A 22,288-nucleotide genomic window follows, 5' to 3' on the forward strand; every position below is an offset into this window, starting at 1 on the left:
ATTTTTTTAATATCACTATGAAACCCATCGCTGAACTATTTAATCTAACTGGCCAAACTGCTATTGTCACCGGTGGCGCTATGGGCATTGGTCAGGGCATCGTCCAGCGTTTACACGAAGCCGGAGCTAATGTCATAATTGCCGACGTTGCTGAACCGAAAAGCTTAACAGATAATGAGTTTTACATAAAAACCGATATCAGTGATGAAACGAGTATAAAAAATTTAGTTACTGCTGTACAAAAACAATTTGGTCGAATAGATATACTAGTAAACAACGCCGGTATCTTTCCACAACAACCAGTCTTAGCTATGGAGTTATCCTTCTGGGAAAAAATCCAGGCGGTTAATTTAAGAGGGACTTTTTTGTGTTGCCGCGAAGTTGGTAATGTCATGGCCAAGCAAGGTCGAGGTAATATTGTTAATATCGCCTCAATTGATGCGTTACACCCCAGCATGGCCGGGTTAGCCGCCTATGATGCTTCCAAGCACGCTGTATGGGGCTTTACGAAAAACTTTGCCTTAGAGGTAGGTAAGCTAGGTATTCGTGTTAACGCCATCGCGCCGGGCAGTATAAACACTGAGGGTGTAAAAAACCTGAATTCAGGAGCCGTACCGGCCGGTGTTGATATGACCGCCATCATGAAACAATTTTTAGCCAAAATACCATTAGGCCGCATGGGTGAACCGGATGATATCGCCATGGCAACACTATTTTTAGCCAGTGCTGCCTCTAGTTACATGACCGGTAGTATGATGGTAGTAGACGGCGGCGTGTTGTTGTCTTAAAAACTACTGAATCGCGTTTAAGCGCACTTGAAATTGCAAAGTAGCATTGGGTGGAATAGCGGCGCCGGCACCCATAGAACCATAACCTAACTCAGATGGAATCACTAAAATTCTCTCTTGCCCAATTTTCATACCAGCGACACCTTCATCCCAACCGGCAATCACTTGACCAACGCCTAAGGTAAAGGTAAAAGCCTGACCACGATCAAGCGAACTATCAAATTTCGTACCATCGGGCAACATGCCAGTATAATCCATTACAACATTATCACCAGCTTTGGCAGTATCGGTAGAAGTACCAACCGTTAAATCTTTATATTTTAAACCAGATGTAGTAGTGGTTAATGTACTCATATCAGTGATGGGTAATTGCAAACCACTGCTAAACTCACCACTTGATATATTAACATTTGCATTCATATTTTTTGTAGTAGATTTATTAACGTTTATATTCGTATTTGAAGAAGTGGTAGTGGTGCTAGCACAGCCACTGATTAACACTAGTGATAAAATAATGGTAGTTATTTTAAAAACATTTTTCATAGAATTGATTTATTTATTAATCAATGATATCACATTGTCTCGATTGCGACTAGAAAAGCCTACACTAGTGATGGGTACAATTCACAATTAGTATGATGAAGCTATATTTAAAAAAAGTCTGGATTTTGTTTAGGTTCCAGAAACCATGTTTCTACTCGCAGCCCTCATCGACTACGAAGTCGCAATCGTTGTCCTGCCCGTCGCAGAGCTCGGGCGCTCCGGGGTAGACACTGTCGTCCCCTTCACTACAGTCGGCATCTTCGACCATCAGCGCCCACCCATCGGGCTGAGTGCAGTCGACAACTCCATTGAACGGGTTGATGTACCCGTCCTCATCCTCATCCTCGTACCAGGTAGACGGGCCAGCAACATCTGAGTCGGCGTCGTCACAGTCAGTGGAGGCCGCCACCCCGTCGCCATCGGAGTCGGGCCAAGTACCCTCGTCGATGTCTCCATCGCAGTCGTTGTCGAGACCGTCACACAACTCCGGGGCTCCGTTGTAAACCGTCGCATCGCCGTCGTCGCAGTCGGTCGCATCGGCCAGGTACCCATCGGGCTGAGTACACGACATGATGGGACTATCCTCCTGACCATGACCGTCCCCGTCATCGTCAGAGTGCCAAATCTCAGCTAACTCTGACGTCACGCCTTCAATGCAAACATCGTTGAGGTTGCAGCCGGAAAGCAGAAACAAAGAAATAGAGATAAACATGAATACCTCACATGTTGGTGGCCTGGGGTTTGGCTGTGGTTGAAAGTAAAACCCCGCGCTTGCCATTACCACTTGGTACTGAACAGTGCGGGACTTACTTTCGCCTCATCCACCAAACTATGCGGCTAAACCGAGCTTAGCCACATAGCCTGTGTTAGCTGATGTTGGGCTGATTTTATTAGAATTTCAATGTTGAGATAATCTCTTTTAGGGCTTCATTATCTCTCTCAGTCCAATAAACTCTAAAAGCGACGATCTGATTATTGTGTTTTGTGTAGTATCCTGTCACGTCGAACATATCGCTAACTGTGATTTTGACAAAATCATTGTCGCCGATTTTTACATTCTCATATTTAATGCCGGTTTGTGCTGACATTTCTGCCAAGGTTGTTCCCGGCAAGTCGTAATCACTAATGATTTGTTGATCCACGGTGTTATTTGACGTTGTGGCTTTTACTTGTACTTCTGGTATCTGACATGTGTCGCAAGCTTCAGGCGGATTTATATGTCTTTGATAACCTTCTTCTGTCCAAAGTCCTTTATCATCTGCTGTATATCCTTTTTGATATGTGAATGAAAATCCGCTACCCTCAAATGTTTTGTCAGTTTCAACTGCTGGAACTGGCGTTTTGTCTTTTGTCTCTTGTGTAATTTGTGGGGTTTCCACTTCTTTGTTTTGTTGCCAGAAGTAAAAGCCACCCCCGACAACGATTGCCGTAATTATGACGGCGACAATGATTTTCCATGTTTGATTCATAAGAATTATTTAAATTATATATTAAGTCGCTTTTAAAATCAGCCCAACCTCATCCACCAAACATTCTGTGATGTGTACGCTTACTCTATCTGTAACGATTCAATGATGGGTGCAATGTCACTATCATGCCCTTTTAATACAATATGATAACCGGCGGGCGCATTCGGGATGTAGTAGCTCCAGAATTCAAACTCACCGGTTACTTTCAACGCATCATGCCCATCTACTGTTGACCTGGTTACATCAATACGTGTGTGATCCGCTTCTGGATAGAGTGTGTTTTCTAGCTCTTCATCTGATTGGGCAAAGTCAATACAATTAAAACAGAAATTAGCGCCAGTATCTCGATCACCCGTTTTTTCAAAATCTATGGTTTGGTACCAAAATAGAAATGTCCCTTCTTCTGCACCGTTTAGAGATGTATCTTCTCCGCCTTCAAACGTAATCGCGTAATATTCTCCTATCTTGGCTTCATCTCCAATTGCTGAAGGTTCAATGATCGGCGCTCCCCAGGCGGGATCATAACAAAAGGATAACGCGACATCCGCTAGCGCGTAGCGTTCCCAGCCATCCGTGGCACAGGCAGTCTCAGCTGTATCTGCAGTAGCCACATTCAATTTCAAACTTGGTTCAACAACTTTTTTCACTTCGTCACAGCCAATCGGTAGCCCTGATCCATCGTCAAATCCACTGCCACAGGAATCTTCAAACAGCAGCCAGTCTGTATTGAGCATTGTAGGATATAAACTTCCTCCGGTAGCACATATATCCCAGTCATTTTTGAACTGATCTAGAGATGTATAACCTGCCGTATTAGGGATGAGTGTTACTTTAAAAGTATCTGCTGTTTGACTGGCCCCAGTATATTTAAAGTCATATGTTGTCATGACCGTGCCATTAAACATGGTAACCAATTGATCAAAATAGCCACTTTCATGTTGTGAACCACACTCAGTTGCGTTGCTCTGTAGTTGATCAGCAGTGTAATCAAATGGTGCTGTCGTTTTTGAAACCGCTACGGAAACGCCGCTGGTTGAATAAGACAGTGGCTCTGATTGTCCTATAGCCACTTTAAATTCTTGCAATAAGTTAGCAATGGTTACGGTGGCTTCATGATAGGTCGGAGCTGCATCGGCATCACCTCTCATTAAGGCAGTAGTTAAACGTTGAGAAATGTTCACGATGTCAATGGACGCATCATCGTGGGTGGCAATGAAGGTTTGCAGATGGGTACTGACGCTAGACATAGCCGTCATAAACTCACTATAACTTGGAGCTGCATCGGCATCACCGCGTTGCATGGCTGTCGACCATTCGGTGTCAATGTCGGTTAATTCAGGAGAAGTTGTGTCAGAAACTGTTGTAACTACGTTTGTATTTTTGACTGGATCCACCGGTGTTGGCGTGGTACAACTGGCTCCAATGAGAGTTATTAATCCGACTAAGCTCGTGATAAGATAGGTAGTGCTTTTCATAGATTGTATTGGTTAAATTGTTTATTTAAGAGCTTGTTGAATAGTTTTAATGACTGCTTGCACGAATGGATTATTATGTTCAAGTTTGGGAAAAACTTTTTTTCCATTTCGCTCCTTTTGCAATATATTAGCGTGTACTAAAATTTTGATGTGTTGCGAGGCTAACGGTACGGAAATGTTGAGAATTCTGGCGATATCACCAACCGTCAGTTTGGGCTGTTTGGCAAGCACCATGAAAATGCGGTAACGATTCACGTCGCTGAGCACCTTAAATACCCCTGCCATGGTTATATCGGTTTCACTGAATGTTTGACGATTTTTACGCACTTCTTTTTCACTGAGCATTAAAATATAGTTTAATACTTAAACAAGTGTTAAACTTATACCACGCCATAATTTATCTGTCTAGAGCAAGAGTTCTTTCTGATATCGAGCTGGCTTGCCAGCCGGAGTAACGAACCTTGTGAGTTACGTAGGCTGGACGTACTGGTCTAGAACCTAGACCACCGAGGGTTTACTTGGGTTAAATTCGGAGTTACCAACAGGGTTGTTGGGTCACCTAAATGAGACAAACGAGACAGTATAAAAAGGATATCATACTGTCTCGATTGCGACTAGAAAAAAGCCTAGACTTGTGAGGGGTATTGTTGCGTAATATGCTGTAAACTATACAGGGCGTAATGTACCGGCAAACACCTGCCAGGCCAGTAAAGATTTCGCCACCAGACTTAGGATAATATACACTTTTTCGCCATAGGTATACTCTTTCCATTTCCCGATTTTCTTATATTGCAATAACATATTCACTGCAAATGAATTGAAGAAGAGAAACATCGAGAAAAAAATCCAATACACAAAGGTGGGTGCATGATGATCCGCATCACCGGAAAAGGCTAAATAGCACGCAATCACAATCCAAGGGATAGCTCCTGCAATGCAGCCAAAGATATAGGCTGTCCAATCAGTTTTTTTGGTAGATTGATTATGCAATTCCATCATCCAGCCAAACAAAATCATCATGGCATTTAAGCCAAACATCAGCAGCAAACTAAATACATCATAGATACCAACCAACATACCAATCACTACAATCATCAGCGACGAGCTCAGTGAATATTCAACCCAACGAGCATAGTTCGCGCCCTTTTTTAAATGGTTCACATACCATTCATAGATACCGGGTAACGACACCATTAAATGTGCTAGGGCCGACAAGGCAAAAAAACCTGCCACCAGGGGCCCTACCGATACAGTAGTTAACTCTTGCAAATTTTGTTGCAGCGTGAAGTTTTGAGTATTGAAACTTAAAAATGCAGTCGTTAGTGGTACTGCAAACGAATTGCTCAATACCAGTACAGCGACAGCTTGCACGGCATGCAAACAAAACATGACGATATTCCAGCGTCGCAAATTAAGAAATGTATTTGGGTTCGGCATAGTCCTCCGTATGCTTAATGATAAATTAATTATTTACGGCTTGTACGATAATATAGAGCACCAATGCAGTAGTAATAGTAGCAGAGACCATCATGCCAATAAATAATTGCCGTTTAATTGGTTTGGCCGAAAAACCTGAAAACTGACTCAAGTCATCAAGCTCTTTTACGTTAGCTACTAATTCATCTTTGGTTAAAATAGTACTTTTGCTGACATAACTATCGGTCACAAAGTGTTGAGCATAGGGAAAACACACCACTTGAATTGGTTGTGGTTCAAATAAACCTGGATACCAGCTATTGGTTTCAACTGTGACGTGTTCAAGCGGAATGCGTAGCGCCTGTTCAACTTCTAATGGATCAAACTGCAGCGAAAATACATTCGATTTACCATCCGATACGTTTGTACCATAATCGATCGATAAATTGCCTTCCAACCATAGTCGTTGATCGAGCGGCCACATGGTTCCAGCGGTACTATCTGCTTCTACGACGAGTTTACGAGAAGCATCGTCACGTTCCATATGTACGAGCACCTTGCCATGATGCGTAGTGGTCATCACTGAATTTGTGCTATTGGCATTCACTAAACCATGTTTGGGATCATAACTATTGGTATTGGTATCGTAATCTACAATCACCCAACTGAGTAACCCGGTGTGTTTATTTTCTGCAATCACATACATTTCAATTCTACTTCCCCAGAAGGCACTGGTATGGGCGGTCACGCAACCAAAAATAATATAGTACTCTGGTTCATCGTCAGCAAATATTTTGGTTTTGATCATTTCATAATCTGCCGAGATTAAACTTTGTGCTAAGGCAACATTTTTAAGTTTATAACACAAAAACAGACTATACGGCTCCACCACAAAACCCATGTGCGGGATGGTCTTGGCAGTACTGGTCATCAACTTCTTTTGAATTGGCTTGGGAATAAGCTTGGTAAAGGAATTTAAAAAGCTAATTGCCACCACGTCGGTTGGTTTCACTAAACGTTCTACACCTTTAATAAATTGAGTTGTGTCGATTTCCTCCATGATTGATGAGTAGTATAGCACATATCAATGACGAGGACTTTTGAGAGGGTGAGGTTAGCTGGCTTGCCAGCCGGAGTAACGAACCTTGTGAGTTACGTAGGCTGGGGCGGTAGGGTTCGAAAATCACCTTTGATTTCGAAGCTCATCCTAAATTATCAATAAATACCAGTGTCGCAGGTTAGTCGAGCATCACAATGACGGTGTAGAAATGACGGCTTTGATCTGTGTGGAGTTGGCATGCCACCAGGCTCGGATCTCATCGGCTTTGCCGACCCCGCTAAACTGATTGACGGAAAATGCATTGCCTGCAAGCGCTGCTTGTTCGAGCTGTCTGCGCAGTTCTCCACCCACTCTGGAAGCTGCGTAGGAAGATATAGTTGTATTCAAGGCATCGTTTGACATCTCTCCCGTGAACATAATCGTACCGGTTGTCATCGTTGCGGAGTCCGTTGCCCCCATTGCGTTGAGTGACACGATGTCTGGGCTCCCATCGGCGGCGAGAAGGTCATGCAATTCAGATGCCTTCTCGGGTACGACCAAGCGGACAAGTACTTCTACCTGATCAGTGCCCTGACTCGCCAACATCGCGTCGAGATTCTGCTCGTACGCCGTCGCACCAAACGGTGGTTCTCCATTGCTTGCCGGCTGTGACGGAAGCCCAATTTTACAGCCAGTCGTGAGGCCGAGAAGGATGACGACGGTGGCGTACGCATATGTTCGCATAGGCATATTTTAGGCCTGGAAAGCCAGTGCTGTCAACAGCCCGCGGAGACGGGCTATACAACCTGACAGGTCCAGAACCTAGACCACCAAGGCTTTATCGGTCAGCTTATTCCGGGTCTCTTGGCCAAGCATGCGCTTCTCGATCCATTTGTCTGATCTGCCTAGTTCCTGCCAATTTTCTCGAGCTCGATTAAGACCCAACTCTGGATCAACAGTTTCTTGTAAGCGCTCATAACCAACTTTAGCTAGCCATTGTTTAAATGGTTCTGCTTTACTAAAATACCATTTCTCCTCGGCTTCAGCCCAAATACGACGGACTGGGCTATATGAGGACTTTTGAGAGGGTGAGGTTAGCTGGCTTGCCAGCCGGAGTAACGAACCTTGTGAGTTACGTAGGCTGGACGTACTGGTCTAGAACCTAGACCAGTCGGGGTTTATTGGGATTAGATTTCGAGTTACCTACAGGGTTGATGGGTCACCTAAATGAGACAGTTGAGACACTATAAAAAGGATATCACGTTGTCTCAGTTGCGACTAGAAGAAGCCTGGACTTGTGAGGAGTATAGTGGCGTAATATTCTGCACTTTATACTGGACGTAATGTACCGGCAAATACTTGCCAAGCCAAGAGTGATTTAGTCACCAAACTCATGACAATATACACTTTTTCACCATAGGTATAATCTTTCCATTTCCCGACTTTCTTGTATTGCAATACCATATTTATCGCAAAACTATTGAAGAAGAGGAACATCGAGAAGAAAATCCAGTAGACAAAGGTTGGGGCTTTAAATTCTCCTTCTCCAGCAAACGCTAAATAGCAGGCGATGATAATCCACGGAATGGCACCAGCAATGCAACCAAAGATGTATGCTGTCCAGTCCGTTTTTTGTGTGGATTGATTATGTAGCTCCATCATCCAACCAAACAGAATCATCATGGCATTCAAACTAAACATCAGCACCAGGCTAAAAACGTCATACATGCCGGTCAACATCGCAATGACCACAATCATTAACGACGAACTGAAGGTATACTCTACCCAGCGAGCATAGTTAGCCCCTGACTTTAAATTCTTCACATACCATTGATACACACCAGGCAATGAAACTATTAAGTGGGCCAAAGCTGACAGGGCTAAAAATCCAGCAATTAACGGGGCAATCGGTACTGTGGTCAGTTGCTGTAAATCTTGGCCGAGACTGCGCGTTTGCGGATTAAATTCAACAAACAATGTCGTCAACGGTAACGCAAAGCTATTACTGACTACCAGCATGATTGTGGCTTGGATTGAATGCAGGAAGAACATCGCAATGTTCCACCGGCGTAAGTTACGAAACTTGTTAGTTATTGGCATAATCGTCCTCCTAAGTAGTGTATAAAATACTAGGCTTAGGATTAAGATATCATATTGTCTCGATTGCGACTAGAAAAAACCTAGACTTGTGACGGCATGGCGGCGTAATACGAACTAGCTTTTTTGAGTATGGTGATTAGCCTTTACGCTCTGATGGGCGTCCTGTAGTAAGGATTTTAGGGTAGAGGCAAAGGTTGGATGACCTAATAACTGTGGTAACTGTATGCTGCGAATCTCATCTGGCAAAGACAAGTTGGCAAATACTGACACCTGACTCATTTTTAATTCTTCTACCGGAACAATATCAAGTAAAGAACCCTGCCTTTGCTCAAAGCGTTCTACTAGCTTAGTTAATTCCTGCTTAAACTCTTCGGGATATTGTTTAACATAACGTTTGTTCGTGAACCCTACTCTGCTAGCCAATTGAATGATATCTTGCGGTTGTATATTCTCACCTAAAAATCTACGAATGAGAAGTACCTCGTTGGAAGTACCCTCTAGCATTGATAAATTATTTTGCGCAAAATCAATCCTTTTTTTATGAATAATAGCAACCATTAAGGCTTGCTGAGCGTAGGATCGGAAAGTCCCTTTATCATGATGATTTAATAATCTCAAAATTTCTTCAGCGGCCAAATCAAAATTACCAACCAGCAACTGACGCTCAAGACCATAGTAGTATAAAAAGACATAACTTAGATTAGTTTCTTGAGTGACATCCCGCAACCAATTAATATATTGATACCGTTGTTCAGGCGTAAGTCCAGTATATGATGGATAGTAAAGCTTATCCTGTTCAAGCTCATCATTTTGCTCCACTGGTAATTGCGTCCAAATTAAACTGGGTTCAGCAAAAAAATTATGTCGATCTGGTATGTTAGTCCTTATACCGTCTGGACCCAGACTAATAGTGATATTGATGGTAGTGGCGGATTGAATTTTAGATGGGGGTTCATCTGTAAACCAAAGTAAGGACAGCGTAGGTTGAGGTATATGAAAAGAATTACGCAGTATAGACGGTATACTTGGCACTAGCGCTTGGTGCCTTGGAATTAAAGGTGAAAAAAGCTTTTTGAAAATGTTCATTTTATAGATTCAAAATATTTTCTTGCTGCGCTTGTAAAATACAGGTAATCTTTTACTGCATTATAAACATTTTTCTGCTCTTCTTTGGAACAAGCAAATAAATGATTATTTTTAGACCAAAACCCTTGTTTAAACATTATGGATTTCTTTTTTACTTTCCCAAAATATAGATTCTTCCAAACTAAATTGCCTCTCTCAATATGATGCTTGCTACTCTTATCTTTTAGAATACCTTCCAAATAACCATTCGTGAAATAATTAGCACTATTATTGGCTGTGTTTTCTTCTAACTTCTTCCAGCCGATTTTTTTGATAAAATGATTGATACGTTGAGTATCACTACAGCTAAAAAATCTCAACTGCCAAACAAGTTCATCTAAAACTAGTAACCAAGATCGTTTAGCATAAAATGGGAAATCAGGATAGCGAACAAAGTTATAAACACTTAAGTTCTTTACCAAATCAAGGCACTCTTTGTAGATGTTAAAAGATGGAATATTAGATTTACATAAATTATACAAATACTCTAGTTCATGCCATTGATTACCAGTTGCATTTCTGGGAACTTTTACGCCGTTGTATAAAAGTATCGATTTCAAATATTTCTCAATACTTTGATGAGCTAAAGTAAGGAACTGATCCAAGCACTGGTTGCGGAACAGTGTACGTGCAGCAATGTAGTCTCTATCAGCATAGGATCTAAAATCACTAGCTATCGCATTTCTATGGATAATACTTTCGTCGATCATAATAAGTATTATAATCCTAGGTACATTTTAATCATAGCCGTATCTTAGAATGATCACTGCCAGTCACATCCCATTCATCCGTTTCTTTTTTTATCTTTGGTAATTTTAATAAACCTTTCTTGAGCCGAGATATGACCAGCTGTTTAATAGCATCCTCTTGGTCATAACCATGTAAACGGCCTGTCAGTACTCCCATTCTAAAGGTTAAGCCTTCAGACATTAGTGACCAGTTGGTGGCCGCTAAATTCTTTTCAAGCAACCTGGTCAAAGTTCTGATGCTATCGTATGACTGGCGCGTTGATTCATCTTGGACTGAAAAGCCAATCTGCACATCTTTACTAATCGCCGGCTGTTCAAAAGTGATTTGAGTATATTCGTTTTTTGTAGCTAGTGCCTCTACACGCTTGCGTAACTGCGGGACAGTGAGTCGTTCAATGGACGCAATTAATTCATAAAGCCCCTTATGCTCTTCCTGTTCTTTGGCTTCATCGGTTATCTTTTTCATTTCTTCTAAATCTACCAGAAACTTCAAATACTCATGACCCTCTTCATCGGAAATGCAATATTTCTTACGCAATTTCTTAAACTCAATTTCACTCATTTCATCCTTTTTTTCTGTTTTTAAATCAAGCACATCTACAGTTTTGTGATGGCATTTCGTACAACGCTCTATAGTTGTAATAATATCTCCCTTACGTGATCGTTCTGTTTTAATTGTTTGCCGATGACAACGCACACAAACTTTTGGTTGCGATACGTATTCAATGCCATCATGGTAGAAAGCCCGGCCCCGATGTTTACTTGGACAAGTGTAAAAGAATAAGACGACGTCTTTGCCGTCTCGATCAGTTAATGTTTTAAAGTCAGATTGTATAGACTCATGGCATGTGGAGCAGTAGATATTTTTTGGAGCAATTGCTGCTTCAAGTAACTGATCCCGCACCCTGTCACGCTCCATCCATTCTTGGATTGTTTTTTCTTTGTTTTTCCATAGCTCACCTTTTTCAAAATACATTTGCAATTCAAGATTCATTTTTGAAAAAGTTTTATATTGCGCAAACTCAGGGGTTCCTTTCTTAAAATTTTTAGCTTCACTGACACGCTGCTGTGCATGCTCGATCATCTGACAATACTTGATAGTATGCAAGTCATATCTATCATCATAATGAGTTCTTTCTTTCAGCTCTCGTACAGTACCCATCTAAGCTTTGTACAACTATTTTTTTGTATGCGCTTCAAGTACGTCAATATAATTTTCCAAACGGCTAAGCAATTCATCATAAGTGACTATTACCACATCTTTCAATCCCTGCGTGAGTAGTCGCAAGTCATCTTTCTGCTTTTGCTCAGTTAAAATGGAAGCATTCCCTGCTAAGATAATGCCTCGTGGACGCAAGACCTGCAGTTGAATTTTATGTTTATCTATCAGATAACTTCGAATAGCATCACCATGACGATGAACTTGGGACATGTAATTCTCGGTTTGAATAATAGCTTTAGAAATTTCTTTATCAAAGTAATAATTGCCTCGGCTATCATCTGGCAGAAGCAGATTGGTATCCGGTTTTTTTATTTCTAGAATATCTAAATAGTTATCATGTGTTATTAAAGCAAAGTCAGGTAATTTTGTATTACCAATTGCTACATTCATTTTCTCTATTGCTTTAATGTACCCTTGTTGAATAAGTAAAATATTATCCCGAATATATTTTTGCCACCACGACTCCGCATGCTTCGATTGGATGGCTTTCTTGAGATAAGCTGCCAACTCTTTCAATGATTTAATTTGTGCTTGGGCTTTTAAGAGGTTAACGCTACTAATTGATTCAGATGCAATATACCCCGGTAAAAACTTATTCAGAACATCCCTATCCTCTGAGGAAAGCTGAGGTATCATCGCTGGACTAATAACCTTAGATAATAAACCTGGCACATATACTTGGATATCCTCAGCAGCAAAATGATTCGGATATGTTGCAGCAAAAAAATGATCAACAATATCATTTTTAATATCTCGGTTTCGTGTAATGCTCTCTCCACCCATTTTAGAAAGCAATGTTTTTGAAGTGTAAACAAGGTATTTTCCTCTAAAAAGATCTATGTGAGAATCTGAGTCTGTGATAATCCACTTATAATTGCCTGGAAATTTACGTTGCAACTTTTGCAAAATATGTTTTCCAAAAGATATCATGCCATCCTTTTTTAAATTCGATGGCTTTTTGCCTTCGTAATAAATACAAACTCCTTTAAGGGCATTACCATAAGTTCTATTCTTGATTTTGACATGTTTTAATTTTTTCTTTACAGCTCTCATAAGTTCATTTTATTGTTTGATTGTGTTCACTTGAAATTTACACAGCCGACAAATACCATTCACGTTGGTATTTGTGTTAACGTAAAATTCAAATCGATCCTTATTACATACTGGGCATAATACTAGTCCATTTTTATTTTTAGTCTCTCGTATTGCATTCAAAACAGTTTTAGCATTGCGGACATACTGATCTACTTTTTCTTTGTTATCAATATACCCCTTTACCCAAAGATCTGTGGTAATACGTCCGGCTGATGTTTCACGATATAAAATTTTGCCTTGGTTTAATAATTTTTCCCAATACTGACGACTATGCCCGTATTGTTTGGCGATATCACTGGATGATAATATTTCAGCATTGGCCGGGATGTAGCCCCTTTGCTCCATGAATCTAATGCAATCCTTTAAAGCTTGGGCCAAAGCTGATTCCTTTTTTGCTTTTGACAAGCCTTGCGCAAGAGTTAACCTAACACTGAGTGTTCCTCCACTTGAAGTATTGGCGTGCCAGTAAAATTTATTTGAATCTTTAAGCATTGTGCCAATGCTAACATATCTGGTTTCTTTTGGCAACCTATGTTAAACTGTCTCTATGGCTACAAAATTTAAAGCTCAGGGGAAAAATATCCTACATAACCAAGATAGATTTTGCTTGGTACTTAAAGACTATGGATTAGTTAGCACCCCTTTCGTGCTAAATGAATTCAGCAAACAGGACTTACTGAAACCAGGTAAGGGAAAGCAATATCAACAAGAACAGATTATTGTTTATGATAATATTCGAAGGCATTTGTTTAAACAATATCAGTTACCGATTATTTTTCAGCAACACATGAATGATGGTAAGACATTCGCTACAATGCTTTCGAGTTCACCCCAAGTCATTAAAAATGATTTAAAAAAATTAAGTACAATTTTATCTTTTTTAAAAAAAATCAATAACATCTGTGCGGATGCAGGACTAAATATTGAACGCATTTTAATTGATAGCAAGGTAAATGGTTACAATAGAAAAGATATAGAACGTGACTATAAAGCAAGTAGGAAGCACGAACTCAAAAATACTGTTATTCCAGGGTTGAAGAAACTGATCAAGACTTTTGGTTTTAGTATAAAGGATCTTCAGGAGTGGCAATCAGAGTTTGCATTTTTAGGAAAACAACATGATGACACAAAAGACTTTTTTGGTTACATGGAATGTATTCCACTCGTAGTACGACGTCGCGCAAAAAATCCGTACCGGCTAGCGATGCTTTACTACGATTACTCTTATGACTTGGAATGGGTATTACGTCAGTTGGACGAAAAAACCGTACACCTTCATACCCTGGTTACAAATATGCCTTATCAAAAAGTTTGCGTGTATTGTAACGCAGAATACGAACCAGTAAGAGCCGATAGTAAGAATTGCGCTAAAAAAGCATGCCAACAGGCCTATAAAAACCATCAAAAGCGTATTCAACGAGAACTTGGCAACTACAGCTAGCGGAACTTTACGGAACTTTCCAAATCTCCAAACACCCTATGCTTAAATGTATTGGGTGTTTTTAATTACTAAGAAAAATAACTTATGAATCAACCCATTCAAACCGTTCAGGTTAAGATAGTCGACCTAAACCCTGCCCCCTATAACCCGCGGCGCTGGGACGAAGCAGCCAAAACTCATCTCAAAGACAGCATTCAGCGCTTTGGCTTAGTAGATCCAATTATTGTTAATAATAATCCAGACCGTCACAATATTGTTATCGGAGGACATTTCCGGCTGCACATTGCAAAAGAACTAGGATATGTAGAGGTGCCCGTGATCTATCTCAATATCGCTGAGGTTGCCAAAGAAAAAGAACTTAATCTTCGGCTCAACAGGAATGTGGGGTCATGGAACTTCGAGTTGCTTAAAGAATTTGATCTGAACCTCTTGCTCGATGTTGGATTTGATGATGCAGACCTTTCTATCATTTGGGATGAAATGTTAGAGGTAGAAGATGATCACTTTCATACCCAAAAAGAATTCAAAGAAGCACAACATACTACTATTCAAGCTGGTGATTTGTTTGCGCTCGGTGATCATCGCGTCATTTGTGGTGACGCTACTCAACCCGAGGTGATTCAAGCACTGCTAGGAGGTCAGCATGTACAGATGATTTACTCTGATCCCCCATACAACATTGCCTTAAATTATTCTAAGGGTATAAGCACCCAAGGCAAGTATGGCCATAGCCAGCTGAATGATCATCAATCCGATTCTGAGTATCAACTATTTTTACAACGTTCCCTAGAAACCGCGTTGACAGTACTGGATGATGCAGGTCATGTGTTTTACTGGTGCGATGAGCGATATATTGGCTTGTTGCAGCAACTGTATACCACAGTAGGGATCAACCACAAACGGGTCTGTCTTTGGATTAAAAACAACCACAATATGACTCCCCAAGTGGCATTTAATAAACTATATGAACCATGTGTCTACGGCACTCGTGGTAAACCTTATCTGGCTGAAATTAAAAACCTGCACGAAATTCTGAACAAGGAAGTGGGTACCGGCAATCGCGCTATTGATGATCTCCAAGACCTCTTAAATATTTGGTTCGAAAAACGCCTGCCTGGAATGCAATATACACACCCCACTGAAAAGCCAGCTACCCTACATGAAAAGCCCATACGCCGTTGTACTAAGCCCGGTGACCGTATATTGGATAGCTTCGGAGGTTCTGGTTCAACGTTAATCGCCTGTGAACAACTAAAGCGGGTAGCCTATGTAGCTGAAATCGACCCTATTTTTACACAATTAATACTCAATCGCTATGAACAACTTACTGGAAATAAAGCCAAACAGCTCAACGGAACTAAATGAACCACAACAGTTAGGTTACCACTACGTCATGTGTGGCGATGCTACTAATCCAACTGATGTCGCTCAACTGATAGGAAAACAGAAAATTAATCTAGTACTGACGGATCCACCGTACGGAGTTGGCTATGTAGAAAGTAAACAAGGTTTTCAAACTCTTCGTCATGAAAAAGTGATCGCTAATGACCACGTCCAAAGCGAAGAGGAATATCAAAACTTTATGGAGCAATGGCTAAAACTGACAGTGCCGCATTTAGCCAAACGGAATGCTTTCTATGTATTTAACTCAGATAAGATGCTATTTGCCCTCCGCCGTGCCATGGATAACCACAAGTTACACTTTGCTCAGTTACTAATCTGGATGAAACAACATGCTGTTATTGGTCGCTTAGATTACCTGCCACAACACGAGCTCATTATGTATGGCTGGTACGGCACGCATCGTTTCTATAAAAATAAAGATAAGTCCGTCCTCTTCTGCCCAAAGCCGCAGCGGAGTCGCCTGCACCCAACCACCAAACCAGTGAGTTTGCTACGCCGCCTCATACTGAATAATACCCAGGTGGGTGACGTTGTGTACGATCCCTTTGGTGGCTCAGGGTCGACGCTGATTGCATGTGAACAAACCCAACGCCGTTGTCTCATGATGGAACTTGATCCAGATTATTACACGACGATTCTACAACGCTTTGAGCAGCACATTTTGAAATATGGGGATCAATAAATATGGAACCTAAACACAAGAGAAGAATGACCATTGAAAAACGTCAGCAAACCCAAAAGGACGCCTTAATTGAACTACTGAAGAAAACACCCATCATCCAAGCGGCTTGCCAAAAGATGGAGCTGGGACGGGCTACCTACTATCGCTGGCTAAAAGATGACCCAGCATTTGCAGAGGCAGTACACACTGCACTCGACCATGGCGTGGGACTGGTAAATGATATGGCAGAGTCGCAGTTAATTTCTGCGATTAAAGATCAAAATATGACGGCCATCATCTTCTGGCTAAAACATCACCACATGGCTTATACAACACGTATTGAATTGACGGGCGGTCAATCTACGGATCTGCCTGAATTAACTCCAGAACAGCAGCGTGTAGTTCAAGTTGCTCTTGAACAAGCACGACTCCTAAATAATGAGTCACCACAGATACTATGAACACAGCTGAACAATTTGCGATTATCAGCAGCACAAAATCGGTACGGAAAGCTATAACAATGCAATCGCATTTTTGGTTTTTTCATGTTTACCTTAATCAATATATCACCTACGAAACGGCGCCGTTTCATCGAGAAATGTTACAGCTGACTGAAAACCCACAATTGAGTTTATTGGTCTTTATGGCGTTCCGGGGTTCTGGCAAATCCACTATCTTATCCTTGTCCTATCCCTTATGGGCCTTGCTAGGGAAGAAAAAGAAACGCTGTATCTTAATTTTAAGTCAGACCCAGTATCAAGCGCAGTCATTATTGCAGCACATTAAACATGAACTGGAGGAAAATATTTTATTACGTAAAGATTTTGGACCATTTGTCACACGCACTACGCAATGGAGCGCGGACACCATTGTTATTCCTCGGTACGATGCCAAAATTATTGCTGCTTCTACAGAACAAAGTATTCGTGGAATTCGTCATGCAGAAGTAAGGCCCGACCTCATTATTTGTGATGATATTGAAGATTTGTCATCAGTTAAAACCATGGAGTCAAGAAACAAAACATTTCAATGGTTAAGTGGTGAAATCATCCCTGCCGGTGACCGACACACGCAGACCGTCATTTTAGGAAATTTACTACATGAAGATTCCTTGCTGATGCGGATCAATAAACTGATTGATGATGACCGGATTGATGGTATTGTAAAACGCTATCCCATCATCTCAGAGGGCAAACCTTTGTGGGCTGCTAAATTTCCTAACGAAGCGAGTCTGGTTCAGGAACAGCGTAAGATTGGTAATCCCATTGCCTGGAAACGCGAATTTGAATTACAAATTGTACCCGAAGATGGACAAGTCATTAGCTATGATGATATTCATTATTACGACACACTCCCTGAACCCAAGGAACCAGAACAGCGAGAGCTGGATGATTACACAAATGTTATCCGTTTAGAAAAGGTCTGTACTGGTATTGATTTAGCCATTAGTAAAAAAGACTCTGCAGACTATACAGCAATGGTTTCTATTGAAATATTTAGTTTTGAGCACGAGGAAATTAAATTCTATGTGTTGCCGCACCCTATCAATAAACGTCTTAGTTTTGCCGAAACGATTGAACAGGCGGATAATATTAGTAAACGTTTAGGTAAAACGCATCCTACTCAACTCTACGTCGAGCAGGTAGCTTATCAGGCTAGTGCTGTGGAAACCCTCAAGGAACGTCGTCTGCCGGTGGAAGGCATTACTGTGACCGGGGCAGATAAACGAGCCCGATTACAAATCGTCTCACCTTTGATTGAACAAGGCCAGATCCTGTTTCCACGTACGGGTGCAGAGGATTTAATTGCCCAAATCGTTGGATTTGGAGTAGAGCGCCATGACGATTTACTAGACGCCTTTACCTTAGTCATCATGCAGGTGATGAATATGCGGCCAGCTTGGCAGCTAAGTGATATGAATAATGAACCCATTAAACGGATGCGCATGTACAGTAAATGCGTACCAGGAGGCTACTTTGATCCCCCAAACTGGAACATTATCTAAGAGAAAGTTACCAACAAGTTACCTACAGCTGTCACTGGATAGCCTACAAAGGGTGTGACATTACTGTAGATAGATGATTACCACTACCCTAGATACAACTCGAGTCAACCTTAAGTACTGCCTGTATGCGCGTAAGTCTTCAGAGGAAGACGAACGGCAAGCCATGTCGATTGAATCACAAGTCAATGAAATGCTGCAGCTTGCTGAGCAACAGGGGCTACAGGTCACTGATATCCGCCGTGAGGCCCATTCAGCTAAAAATTCAGGCCAGCGCGAAGTCTTAAATACTCTCTTGGCAGATATTGCCACAGATATGTTTGATGGAATACTCACGTGGGCGCCAGATCGATTAAGTCGTAATGCTGGCGACCTAGGCTCAATTGTCGATCTGATGGATCAAGGGCACATCAAAGAAATTCGTACCCACGGCCAGACGTTCAGCAATTCACCTAATGAAAAATTCCTACTGATGATTCTGGGTTCTCAGGCCAAGCTGGAAAATGATCACCGGGGTCTTAATGTGAAGCGCGGCCTACGGGCCAAAGCCGGTACGGGCTGGCGTCCAGGGATGCCGCCACTTGGATACAACATCATGAAAGCGATTGGACCAAATGACAAGAAGATTGTGATTGATCCAGAGCGAGCTGAGACGATCCAACTGATCTTTAAAAAGGTAGGGCTCTATGGGTTTAGCGGCCGGATGATTCATCGCTGGTTAAAAGAAGAAACTCCCTTTACTACACGTAGTGGTAATATGCTGGCACTAAGCGCCATTTTCCGCATGATGAAAAATCCATTTTACTATGGCATGTTCGAATTCCCTGAGGGCAGCGGTAACTGGTATGTTGGTAAACATGACCCACTCATTACGAAAGATGTCTTTGATGCTGCTAATGAACAGATGCAGCGGCCAGATACTGAAATAACAGTCTGGGGAGCAAAGAATTTTCACTTTACACAACTCCTCACCTGCGGAGGATGTGGTTCAGGAGTAACCGCAGAAGAAAAGTTTAAAAAGTTGCTCGATGGAAGTAAGAGGCGGTACGTGTATTATCACTGCACACGAGGACGTGATGTGAACTGTGCCGAAAAGTTTATTCGGGAAGAGGAACTTCTAAAACAACTACTGTACATTATTGATCAGGTTGATTTAAACACGATTGCAGCTAAGCGAAAATTCCAGGAAGAACTAGAACGCTTCAGAAAATTTGCACGAGGCGTGCTTGGACAGGTGACAGATGGCTCAACTGGCCAAAAAGTCGTTGATATGAAGATGTATGTGAGATATGTGCTGCAAGAAGGAACTAGAGAAGAGAAGCAGGAGATACTAAAATGTTTGGATAGTAAGCTGATGTTGAAGGATCAGAAAGTGAATATTGAAAATTAAATTTCTGATTTTTCTATATTCTTCTTGAAACAATCTTCAACTTGCTTCCAATTCTCATTCAAATAATATTGTATGCTTGCTATACTACATACTTCACAAGTAATGTTTAGTGACCGATTATCACAAATTTTGTTTACAAAATTAGGTTCAGTTTTAACATCATGAACGCTAAATATTTTATTATTAGCTTGTTTTACTAGTAATACGTTTCCTGGATTTTTTAGAGGATTAACTTTAGGCATAAAGATATAAGATAACAAGTTAGTCTTGTTGGGTTAAAAAACAAACGTTCTGAGTATGGTGACAACTGGCCTCAGCAAATCAGAGGTGCTTATTGATTATTTTTTAAATCATTAAGTGACTTGATCTTGTTCTCTTTTAAGTAGGTACCCAGATGCATATCTGAACGAACTTTTAGATTCAATCTATATTGCTGTTCAATGGTACCAATATGAGTGTCATCACGCTTATCGCGTAATTGGCCACTTTTATTGCGGGAACGATATCCACGCATACCTGGTGCGTCTTTTGCCATATCAATTTTAACATTAATTTGGAAGAGCTCGACCACATCTCTCCGACTGCTTAATGCAGTCTGCTGCAACCTGCAACAATCGGAACATGAGTAGAACGGCTGAGACCAGCTCACCGAAATATATTGTATAATTAGCACTCTCCATAGTCAAGTGCCAATTATTATCTATCAACCAACTTAGGCTATGAAGCAACTGAAGCTGATGGCTTGTTATCGTCTCTGGCATCAATAAGAATAATATTTTCTTGCCCACTCATTTCTAGTGCCTTAAGGATATGATCAACGCCGATTTTTTCCTGCTCAGAAAAATAGAAAATAACATAGATACCCTTATCGGTAGCATTCGCTTCTTTATAGATTTGCAATTGCTTTTGTAAATTTGTTCTCAGATGGGTGTTACTGGCTAATTTAAATTCGACCATTGTTTTATCGGCCGCGCCCATAGACACCTTAAAATCAGCTGGGCCTCTACCATTATTGACCTCTGCATTAAAATCATACTCTGAACCATACCAAACCAGTTTAAAAACTATTTGAAAATCTGACTCTCGTTTCACAGGATGACCATCAATATAAAATAGCTTATAGCCATCTTGTTTTTCAATAACATCCTTTAGATATTTAATTCTACGCATGCTTTCTGCGTACGAATTAATTGGCGTTCTTAAAAAATTGGTATTTTTACCAAGTAGCTTTAGAAGTTCCTTAGTATTCTCAATAAACAGTTGTTCAGAAAACTGAACCTTCAAATCACTTATTGCTTCAGCCTGGTCACCTGTTTTTTCTTTATAGCGAATGTAGTGGTCAATTACCTCAGGGAATTCTTTAATAGCTCTTTGTCCGGCTTCTTTCTTTTGTTTATCTTTAGAATCATCAGGAAGTACTTTTTGAAAATATCGATCTAAGTTACTTCTTAAGTTATCATCATCAATCGCATTTCCAATACTTACAACTTCTTTTACTAAATCTGGATAATTAATCCAACTTTCATCTTTAGTCAATAAATCTTTCGGTGTCAAGATAATGTAGTCACCATTATATGTAGGAAGAATATATTGCTTTTGTACCCATGTTTCTGTTTTATAATTAAACCAGACTCTGCTTACCGCAAATTCTCTACATAACGCAGGATCAATATACTCCCTTGCAAACTGTGCCGTATACTCTAGTAAGAAACCTTTTATTAGATTAACAGTAAAATCACTTATACTATCTCTGCCAACACCCGGTTGAATAAGACCTAATTTTTCAAGATGGCTACTAGCCGTAATTTGTTCTTCGCCAAAATTTCTTAAAATCGAAGACAACCCGGAATGCAGCGCCTTGGCAAATTTTGGTCCCAGGCCACGCCCCTTATTTCCGCCGACTGTGAAACCAAACCAATTCTGTTCAACTTCCTTAAAATGAAATAACTCTTTTCTTAAACCAGATGAGATAGTTTCATGCCTTATAGAAATTTCTCTCAAGAAACGAAGATACTTGAGAATTTCCAAATGTAAATTCTGATATACTTCCTTTTCACTGTGAAAAATTAAAAATGGATCAATAAACAATGGTAGGTCAGTCACTAAACTTATATTAAACGCCCCGTATTCCTCTAAATGTTGTGGAGGCACCTTAAAATAGTCACTAAATAGTAGACTGGGCTCAGATGTAGGGAGTGTTTGAGCAATCATATTTAAACAAGTTCACCCTTAAACGCTTTTTGCATCAATGCTTGAAATTGGGTTTCTATTTTTACAGATTGAACATGCATGGTTTGTTTTAGGGATTCTGTTTTTTATAAAATTTGAGCAAATTTCGTTTAAAACTTAATAAGTCTATTTGTTGAATT

Annotated in this window: 24 protein-coding genes; 7 read left to right on the forward strand and 17 right to left on the reverse strand. The window is 40.8% G+C overall.

The features are described 5' to 3' along the window. Positions 1 to 17 precede the first annotated feature (17 nt). Positions 18 to 788: an SDR family NAD(P)-dependent oxidoreductase gene (locus tag WCV88_00710; GenBank protein MFA6474704.1), complete on the forward strand. Its 771-nt coding sequence runs from the start codon at positions 18 to 20 to the stop codon at positions 786 to 788. Between the two features lie 3 nt (positions 789 to 791). Here WCV88_00710 and WCV88_00715 read toward each other — a convergent pair whose 3' ends face one another. The 14 genes from WCV88_00715 to WCV88_00780 form a co-directional block, all read right to left on the reverse strand. Then, a complete protein-coding gene (locus WCV88_00715; GenBank protein MFA6474705.1) occupies positions 792 to 1,331 on the reverse strand; it encodes an FKBP-type peptidyl-prolyl cis-trans isomerase in 540 nt (179 codons plus the stop codon). Between the two features lie 151 nt (positions 1,332 to 1,482). Then, the gene (locus WCV88_00720) at positions 1,483 to 2,043 is read right to left on the reverse strand and encodes a putative metal-binding motif-containing protein (protein ID MFA6474706.1); all 561 of its coding nucleotides are present in this window, start codon (positions 2,041 to 2,043) and stop codon (positions 1,483 to 1,485) included. 178 nt (positions 2,044 to 2,221) lie between these two features. Next, positions 2,222 to 2,800: a hypothetical protein gene (locus tag WCV88_00725; GenBank protein MFA6474707.1), complete on the reverse strand. Its 579-nt coding sequence runs from the start codon at positions 2,798 to 2,800 to the stop codon at positions 2,222 to 2,224. A gap of 80 nt (positions 2,801 to 2,880) precedes the next feature. Next, the gene (locus WCV88_00730) at positions 2,881 to 4,275 is read right to left on the reverse strand and encodes a hypothetical protein (GenBank protein ID MFA6474708.1); all 1,395 of its coding nucleotides are present in this window, start codon (positions 4,273 to 4,275) and stop codon (positions 2,881 to 2,883) included. A gap of 21 nt (positions 4,276 to 4,296) precedes the next feature. Then, complete coding sequence (locus WCV88_00735) at positions 4,297 to 4,620, reverse strand: metalloregulator ArsR/SmtB family transcription factor (protein ID MFA6474709.1); 324 nt, start codon at positions 4,618 to 4,620, stop codon at positions 4,297 to 4,299. A gap of 321 nt (positions 4,621 to 4,941) precedes the next feature. Beyond that, on the reverse strand, positions 4,942 to 5,712 hold the full coding sequence (gene heR / locus WCV88_00740) for a heliorhodopsin HeR (GenBank protein ID MFA6474710.1): 771 nt from the start codon (positions 5,710 to 5,712) through the stop codon (positions 4,942 to 4,944). 25 nt (positions 5,713 to 5,737) lie between these two features. Next, positions 5,738 to 6,751: a hypothetical protein gene (locus WCV88_00745; protein ID MFA6474711.1), complete on the reverse strand. Its 1,014-nt coding sequence runs from the start codon at positions 6,749 to 6,751 to the stop codon at positions 5,738 to 5,740. A gap of 189 nt (positions 6,752 to 6,940) precedes the next feature. Continuing rightward, a complete protein-coding gene (locus WCV88_00750; protein ID MFA6474712.1) occupies positions 6,941 to 7,480 on the reverse strand; it encodes a hypothetical protein in 540 nt (179 codons plus the stop codon). Between the two features lie 579 nt (positions 7,481 to 8,059). Continuing rightward, positions 8,060 to 8,830: a heliorhodopsin HeR gene (gene heR / locus WCV88_00755; protein ID MFA6474713.1), complete on the reverse strand. Its 771-nt coding sequence runs from the start codon at positions 8,828 to 8,830 to the stop codon at positions 8,060 to 8,062. Positions 8,831 to 8,944: 114 nt separating this feature from the next. Continuing rightward, positions 8,945 to 9,916, reverse strand: coding sequence for a TerB N-terminal domain-containing protein (locus tag WCV88_00760; protein ID MFA6474714.1), 972 nt, complete (start codon positions 9,914 to 9,916; stop codon positions 8,945 to 8,947). Next, positions 9,913 to 10,665, reverse strand: a complete 753-nt coding sequence (locus tag WCV88_00765; protein ID MFA6474715.1) for a HEPN domain-containing protein — start codon at positions 10,663 to 10,665, stop codon at positions 9,913 to 9,915. Before WCV88_00765 ends, WCV88_00760 begins: the two co-directional genes overlap by 4 nt. Positions 10,666 to 10,696: 31 nt before the next feature. Next, positions 10,697 to 11,866 carry a hypothetical protein gene (locus tag WCV88_00770; protein ID MFA6474716.1) on the reverse strand — a complete coding sequence of 390 codons (1,170 nt, stop codon included), beginning with the start codon at positions 11,864 to 11,866 and terminating at the stop codon, positions 10,697 to 10,699. 15 nt (positions 11,867 to 11,881) lie between these two features. Then, positions 11,882 to 12,979, reverse strand: coding sequence for a Shedu immune nuclease family protein (locus WCV88_00775; GenBank protein MFA6474717.1), 1,098 nt, complete (start codon positions 12,977 to 12,979; stop codon positions 11,882 to 11,884). A 9-nt stretch (positions 12,980 to 12,988) separates the two neighbouring features. Further along, positions 12,989 to 13,513 carry a hypothetical protein gene (locus tag WCV88_00780; protein MFA6474718.1) on the reverse strand — a complete coding sequence of 175 codons (525 nt, stop codon included), beginning with the start codon at positions 13,511 to 13,513 and terminating at the stop codon, positions 12,989 to 12,991. A 55-nt stretch (positions 13,514 to 13,568) separates the two neighbouring features. Between WCV88_00780 and WCV88_00785 the strand changes: the two genes are divergently transcribed. The 6 genes from WCV88_00785 (at position 13,569) to WCV88_00810 (ending at position 19,919) form a co-directional block, all read left to right on the forward strand. Then, complete coding sequence (locus tag WCV88_00785) at positions 13,569 to 14,462, forward strand: hypothetical protein (GenBank protein MFA6474719.1); 894 nt, start codon at positions 13,569 to 13,571, stop codon at positions 14,460 to 14,462. Positions 14,463 to 14,546: 84 nt separating this feature from the next. After that, positions 14,547 to 15,827 carry a DNA modification methylase gene (locus WCV88_00790; protein MFA6474720.1) on the forward strand — a complete coding sequence of 427 codons (1,281 nt, stop codon included), beginning with the start codon at positions 14,547 to 14,549 and terminating at the stop codon, positions 15,825 to 15,827. After that, positions 15,778 to 16,548 (forward strand): site-specific DNA-methyltransferase, encoded by a 771-nt coding sequence (locus tag WCV88_00795; protein ID MFA6474721.1) that lies wholly within the window; start codon positions 15,778 to 15,780, stop codon positions 16,546 to 16,548. Before WCV88_00790 ends, WCV88_00795 begins: the two co-directional genes overlap by 50 nt. A 2-nt stretch (positions 16,549 to 16,550) precedes the next feature. After that, positions 16,551 to 16,988, forward strand: a complete 438-nt coding sequence (locus WCV88_00800; GenBank protein ID MFA6474722.1) for a hypothetical protein — start codon at positions 16,551 to 16,553, stop codon at positions 16,986 to 16,988. Then, on the forward strand, positions 16,985 to 18,532 hold the full coding sequence (locus tag WCV88_00805; protein MFA6474723.1) for a hypothetical protein: 1,548 nt from the start codon (positions 16,985 to 16,987) through the stop codon (positions 18,530 to 18,532). The genes WCV88_00800 and WCV88_00805 overlap by 4 nt, the downstream gene beginning before the upstream one ends. Positions 18,533 to 18,605: 73 nt before the next feature. Further along, on the forward strand, positions 18,606 to 19,919 hold the full coding sequence (locus tag WCV88_00810; protein MFA6474724.1) for a recombinase family protein: 1,314 nt from the start codon (positions 18,606 to 18,608) through the stop codon (positions 19,917 to 19,919). Here WCV88_00810 and WCV88_00815 read toward each other — a convergent pair. The 3 genes from WCV88_00815 to WCV88_00825 all read right to left on the reverse strand — a co-directional run bounded on the left by WCV88_00815 (position 19,916) and on the right by WCV88_00825 (position 22,130). Continuing rightward, positions 19,916 to 20,161 carry a hypothetical protein gene (locus WCV88_00815; GenBank protein MFA6474725.1) on the reverse strand — a complete coding sequence of 82 codons (246 nt, stop codon included), beginning with the start codon at positions 20,159 to 20,161 and terminating at the stop codon, positions 19,916 to 19,918. The two genes, WCV88_00810 and WCV88_00815, sit on opposite strands and share 4 nt — an antisense overlap. A gap of 89 nt (positions 20,162 to 20,250) precedes the next feature. Next, the gene (locus WCV88_00820) at positions 20,251 to 20,454 is read right to left on the reverse strand and encodes a hypothetical protein (GenBank protein MFA6474726.1); all 204 of its coding nucleotides are present in this window, start codon (positions 20,452 to 20,454) and stop codon (positions 20,251 to 20,253) included. 182 nt (positions 20,455 to 20,636) lie between these two features. Further along, complete coding sequence (locus WCV88_00825) at positions 20,637 to 22,130, reverse strand: hypothetical protein (protein MFA6474727.1); 1,494 nt, start codon at positions 22,128 to 22,130, stop codon at positions 20,637 to 20,639. Positions 22,131 to 22,288: the final 158 nt, after the last annotated feature.

The organism is Patescibacteria group bacterium, from assembly GCA_041665365.1.
GTDB lineage: Bacteria > Patescibacteriota > Patescibacteriia > UBA9570 > UBA9570 > UBA9570.

Bases quoted from the DNA above. Each gene is read 5' to 3' on its own strand.
- WCV88_00710 (MFA6474704.1), top strand. From the start codon at position 18: ATGAAACCCATCGCTGAACTATTTAATCTAACTGGCCAAACTGCTATT.
- WCV88_00715 (MFA6474705.1), bottom strand. From the start codon at position 1,331: ATGAAAAATGTTTTTAAAATAACTACCATTATTTTATCACTAGTGTTA.
- WCV88_00720 (MFA6474706.1), bottom strand. From the start codon at position 2,043: ATGTTTATCTCTATTTCTTTGTTTCTGCTTTCCGGCTGCAACCTCAAC.
- WCV88_00725 (MFA6474707.1), bottom strand. From the start codon at position 2,800: ATGAATCAAACATGGAAAATCATTGTCGCCGTCATAATTACGGCAATC.
- WCV88_00730 (MFA6474708.1), bottom strand. From the start codon at position 4,275: ATGAAAAGCACTACCTATCTTATCACGAGCTTAGTCGGATTAATAACT.
- WCV88_00735 (MFA6474709.1), bottom strand. From the start codon at position 4,620: ATGCTCAGTGAAAAAGAAGTGCGTAAAAATCGTCAAACATTCAGTGAA.
- heR (MFA6474710.1), bottom strand. From the start codon at position 5,712: ATGCCGAACCCAAATACATTTCTTAATTTGCGACGCTGGAATATCGTC.
- WCV88_00745 (MFA6474711.1), bottom strand. From the start codon at position 6,751: ATGGAGGAAATCGACACAACTCAATTTATTAAAGGTGTAGAACGTTTA.
- WCV88_00750 (MFA6474712.1), bottom strand. From the start codon at position 7,480: ATGCCTATGCGAACATATGCGTACGCCACCGTCGTCATCCTTCTCGGC.
- heR (MFA6474713.1), bottom strand. From the start codon at position 8,830: ATGCCAATAACTAACAAGTTTCGTAACTTACGCCGGTGGAACATTGCG.
- WCV88_00760 (MFA6474714.1), bottom strand. From the start codon at position 9,916: ATGAACATTTTCAAAAAGCTTTTTTCACCTTTAATTCCAAGGCACCAA.
- WCV88_00765 (MFA6474715.1), bottom strand. From the start codon at position 10,665: ATGATCGACGAAAGTATTATCCATAGAAATGCGATAGCTAGTGATTTT.
- WCV88_00770 (MFA6474716.1), bottom strand. From the start codon at position 11,866: ATGGGTACTGTACGAGAGCTGAAAGAAAGAACTCATTATGATGATAGA.
- WCV88_00775 (MFA6474717.1), bottom strand. From the start codon at position 12,979: ATGAGAGCTGTAAAGAAAAAATTAAAACATGTCAAAATCAAGAATAGA.
- WCV88_00780 (MFA6474718.1), bottom strand. From the start codon at position 13,513: ATGCTTAAAGATTCAAATAAATTTTACTGGCACGCCAATACTTCAAGT.
- WCV88_00785 (MFA6474719.1), top strand. From the start codon at position 13,569: ATGGCTACAAAATTTAAAGCTCAGGGGAAAAATATCCTACATAACCAA.
- WCV88_00790 (MFA6474720.1), top strand. From the start codon at position 14,547: ATGAATCAACCCATTCAAACCGTTCAGGTTAAGATAGTCGACCTAAAC.
- WCV88_00795 (MFA6474721.1), top strand. From the start codon at position 15,778: ATGAACAACTTACTGGAAATAAAGCCAAACAGCTCAACGGAACTAAAT.
- WCV88_00800 (MFA6474722.1), top strand. From the start codon at position 16,551: ATGGAACCTAAACACAAGAGAAGAATGACCATTGAAAAACGTCAGCAA.
- WCV88_00805 (MFA6474723.1), top strand. From the start codon at position 16,985: ATGAACACAGCTGAACAATTTGCGATTATCAGCAGCACAAAATCGGTA.
- WCV88_00810 (MFA6474724.1), top strand. From the start codon at position 18,606: ATGATTACCACTACCCTAGATACAACTCGAGTCAACCTTAAGTACTGC.
- WCV88_00815 (MFA6474725.1), bottom strand. From the start codon at position 20,161: ATGCCTAAAGTTAATCCTCTAAAAAATCCAGGAAACGTATTACTAGTA.
- WCV88_00820 (MFA6474726.1), bottom strand. From the start codon at position 20,454: ATGGCAAAAGACGCACCAGGTATGCGTGGATATCGTTCCCGCAATAAA.
- WCV88_00825 (MFA6474727.1), bottom strand. From the start codon at position 22,130: ATGATTGCTCAAACACTCCCTACATCTGAGCCCAGTCTACTATTTAGT.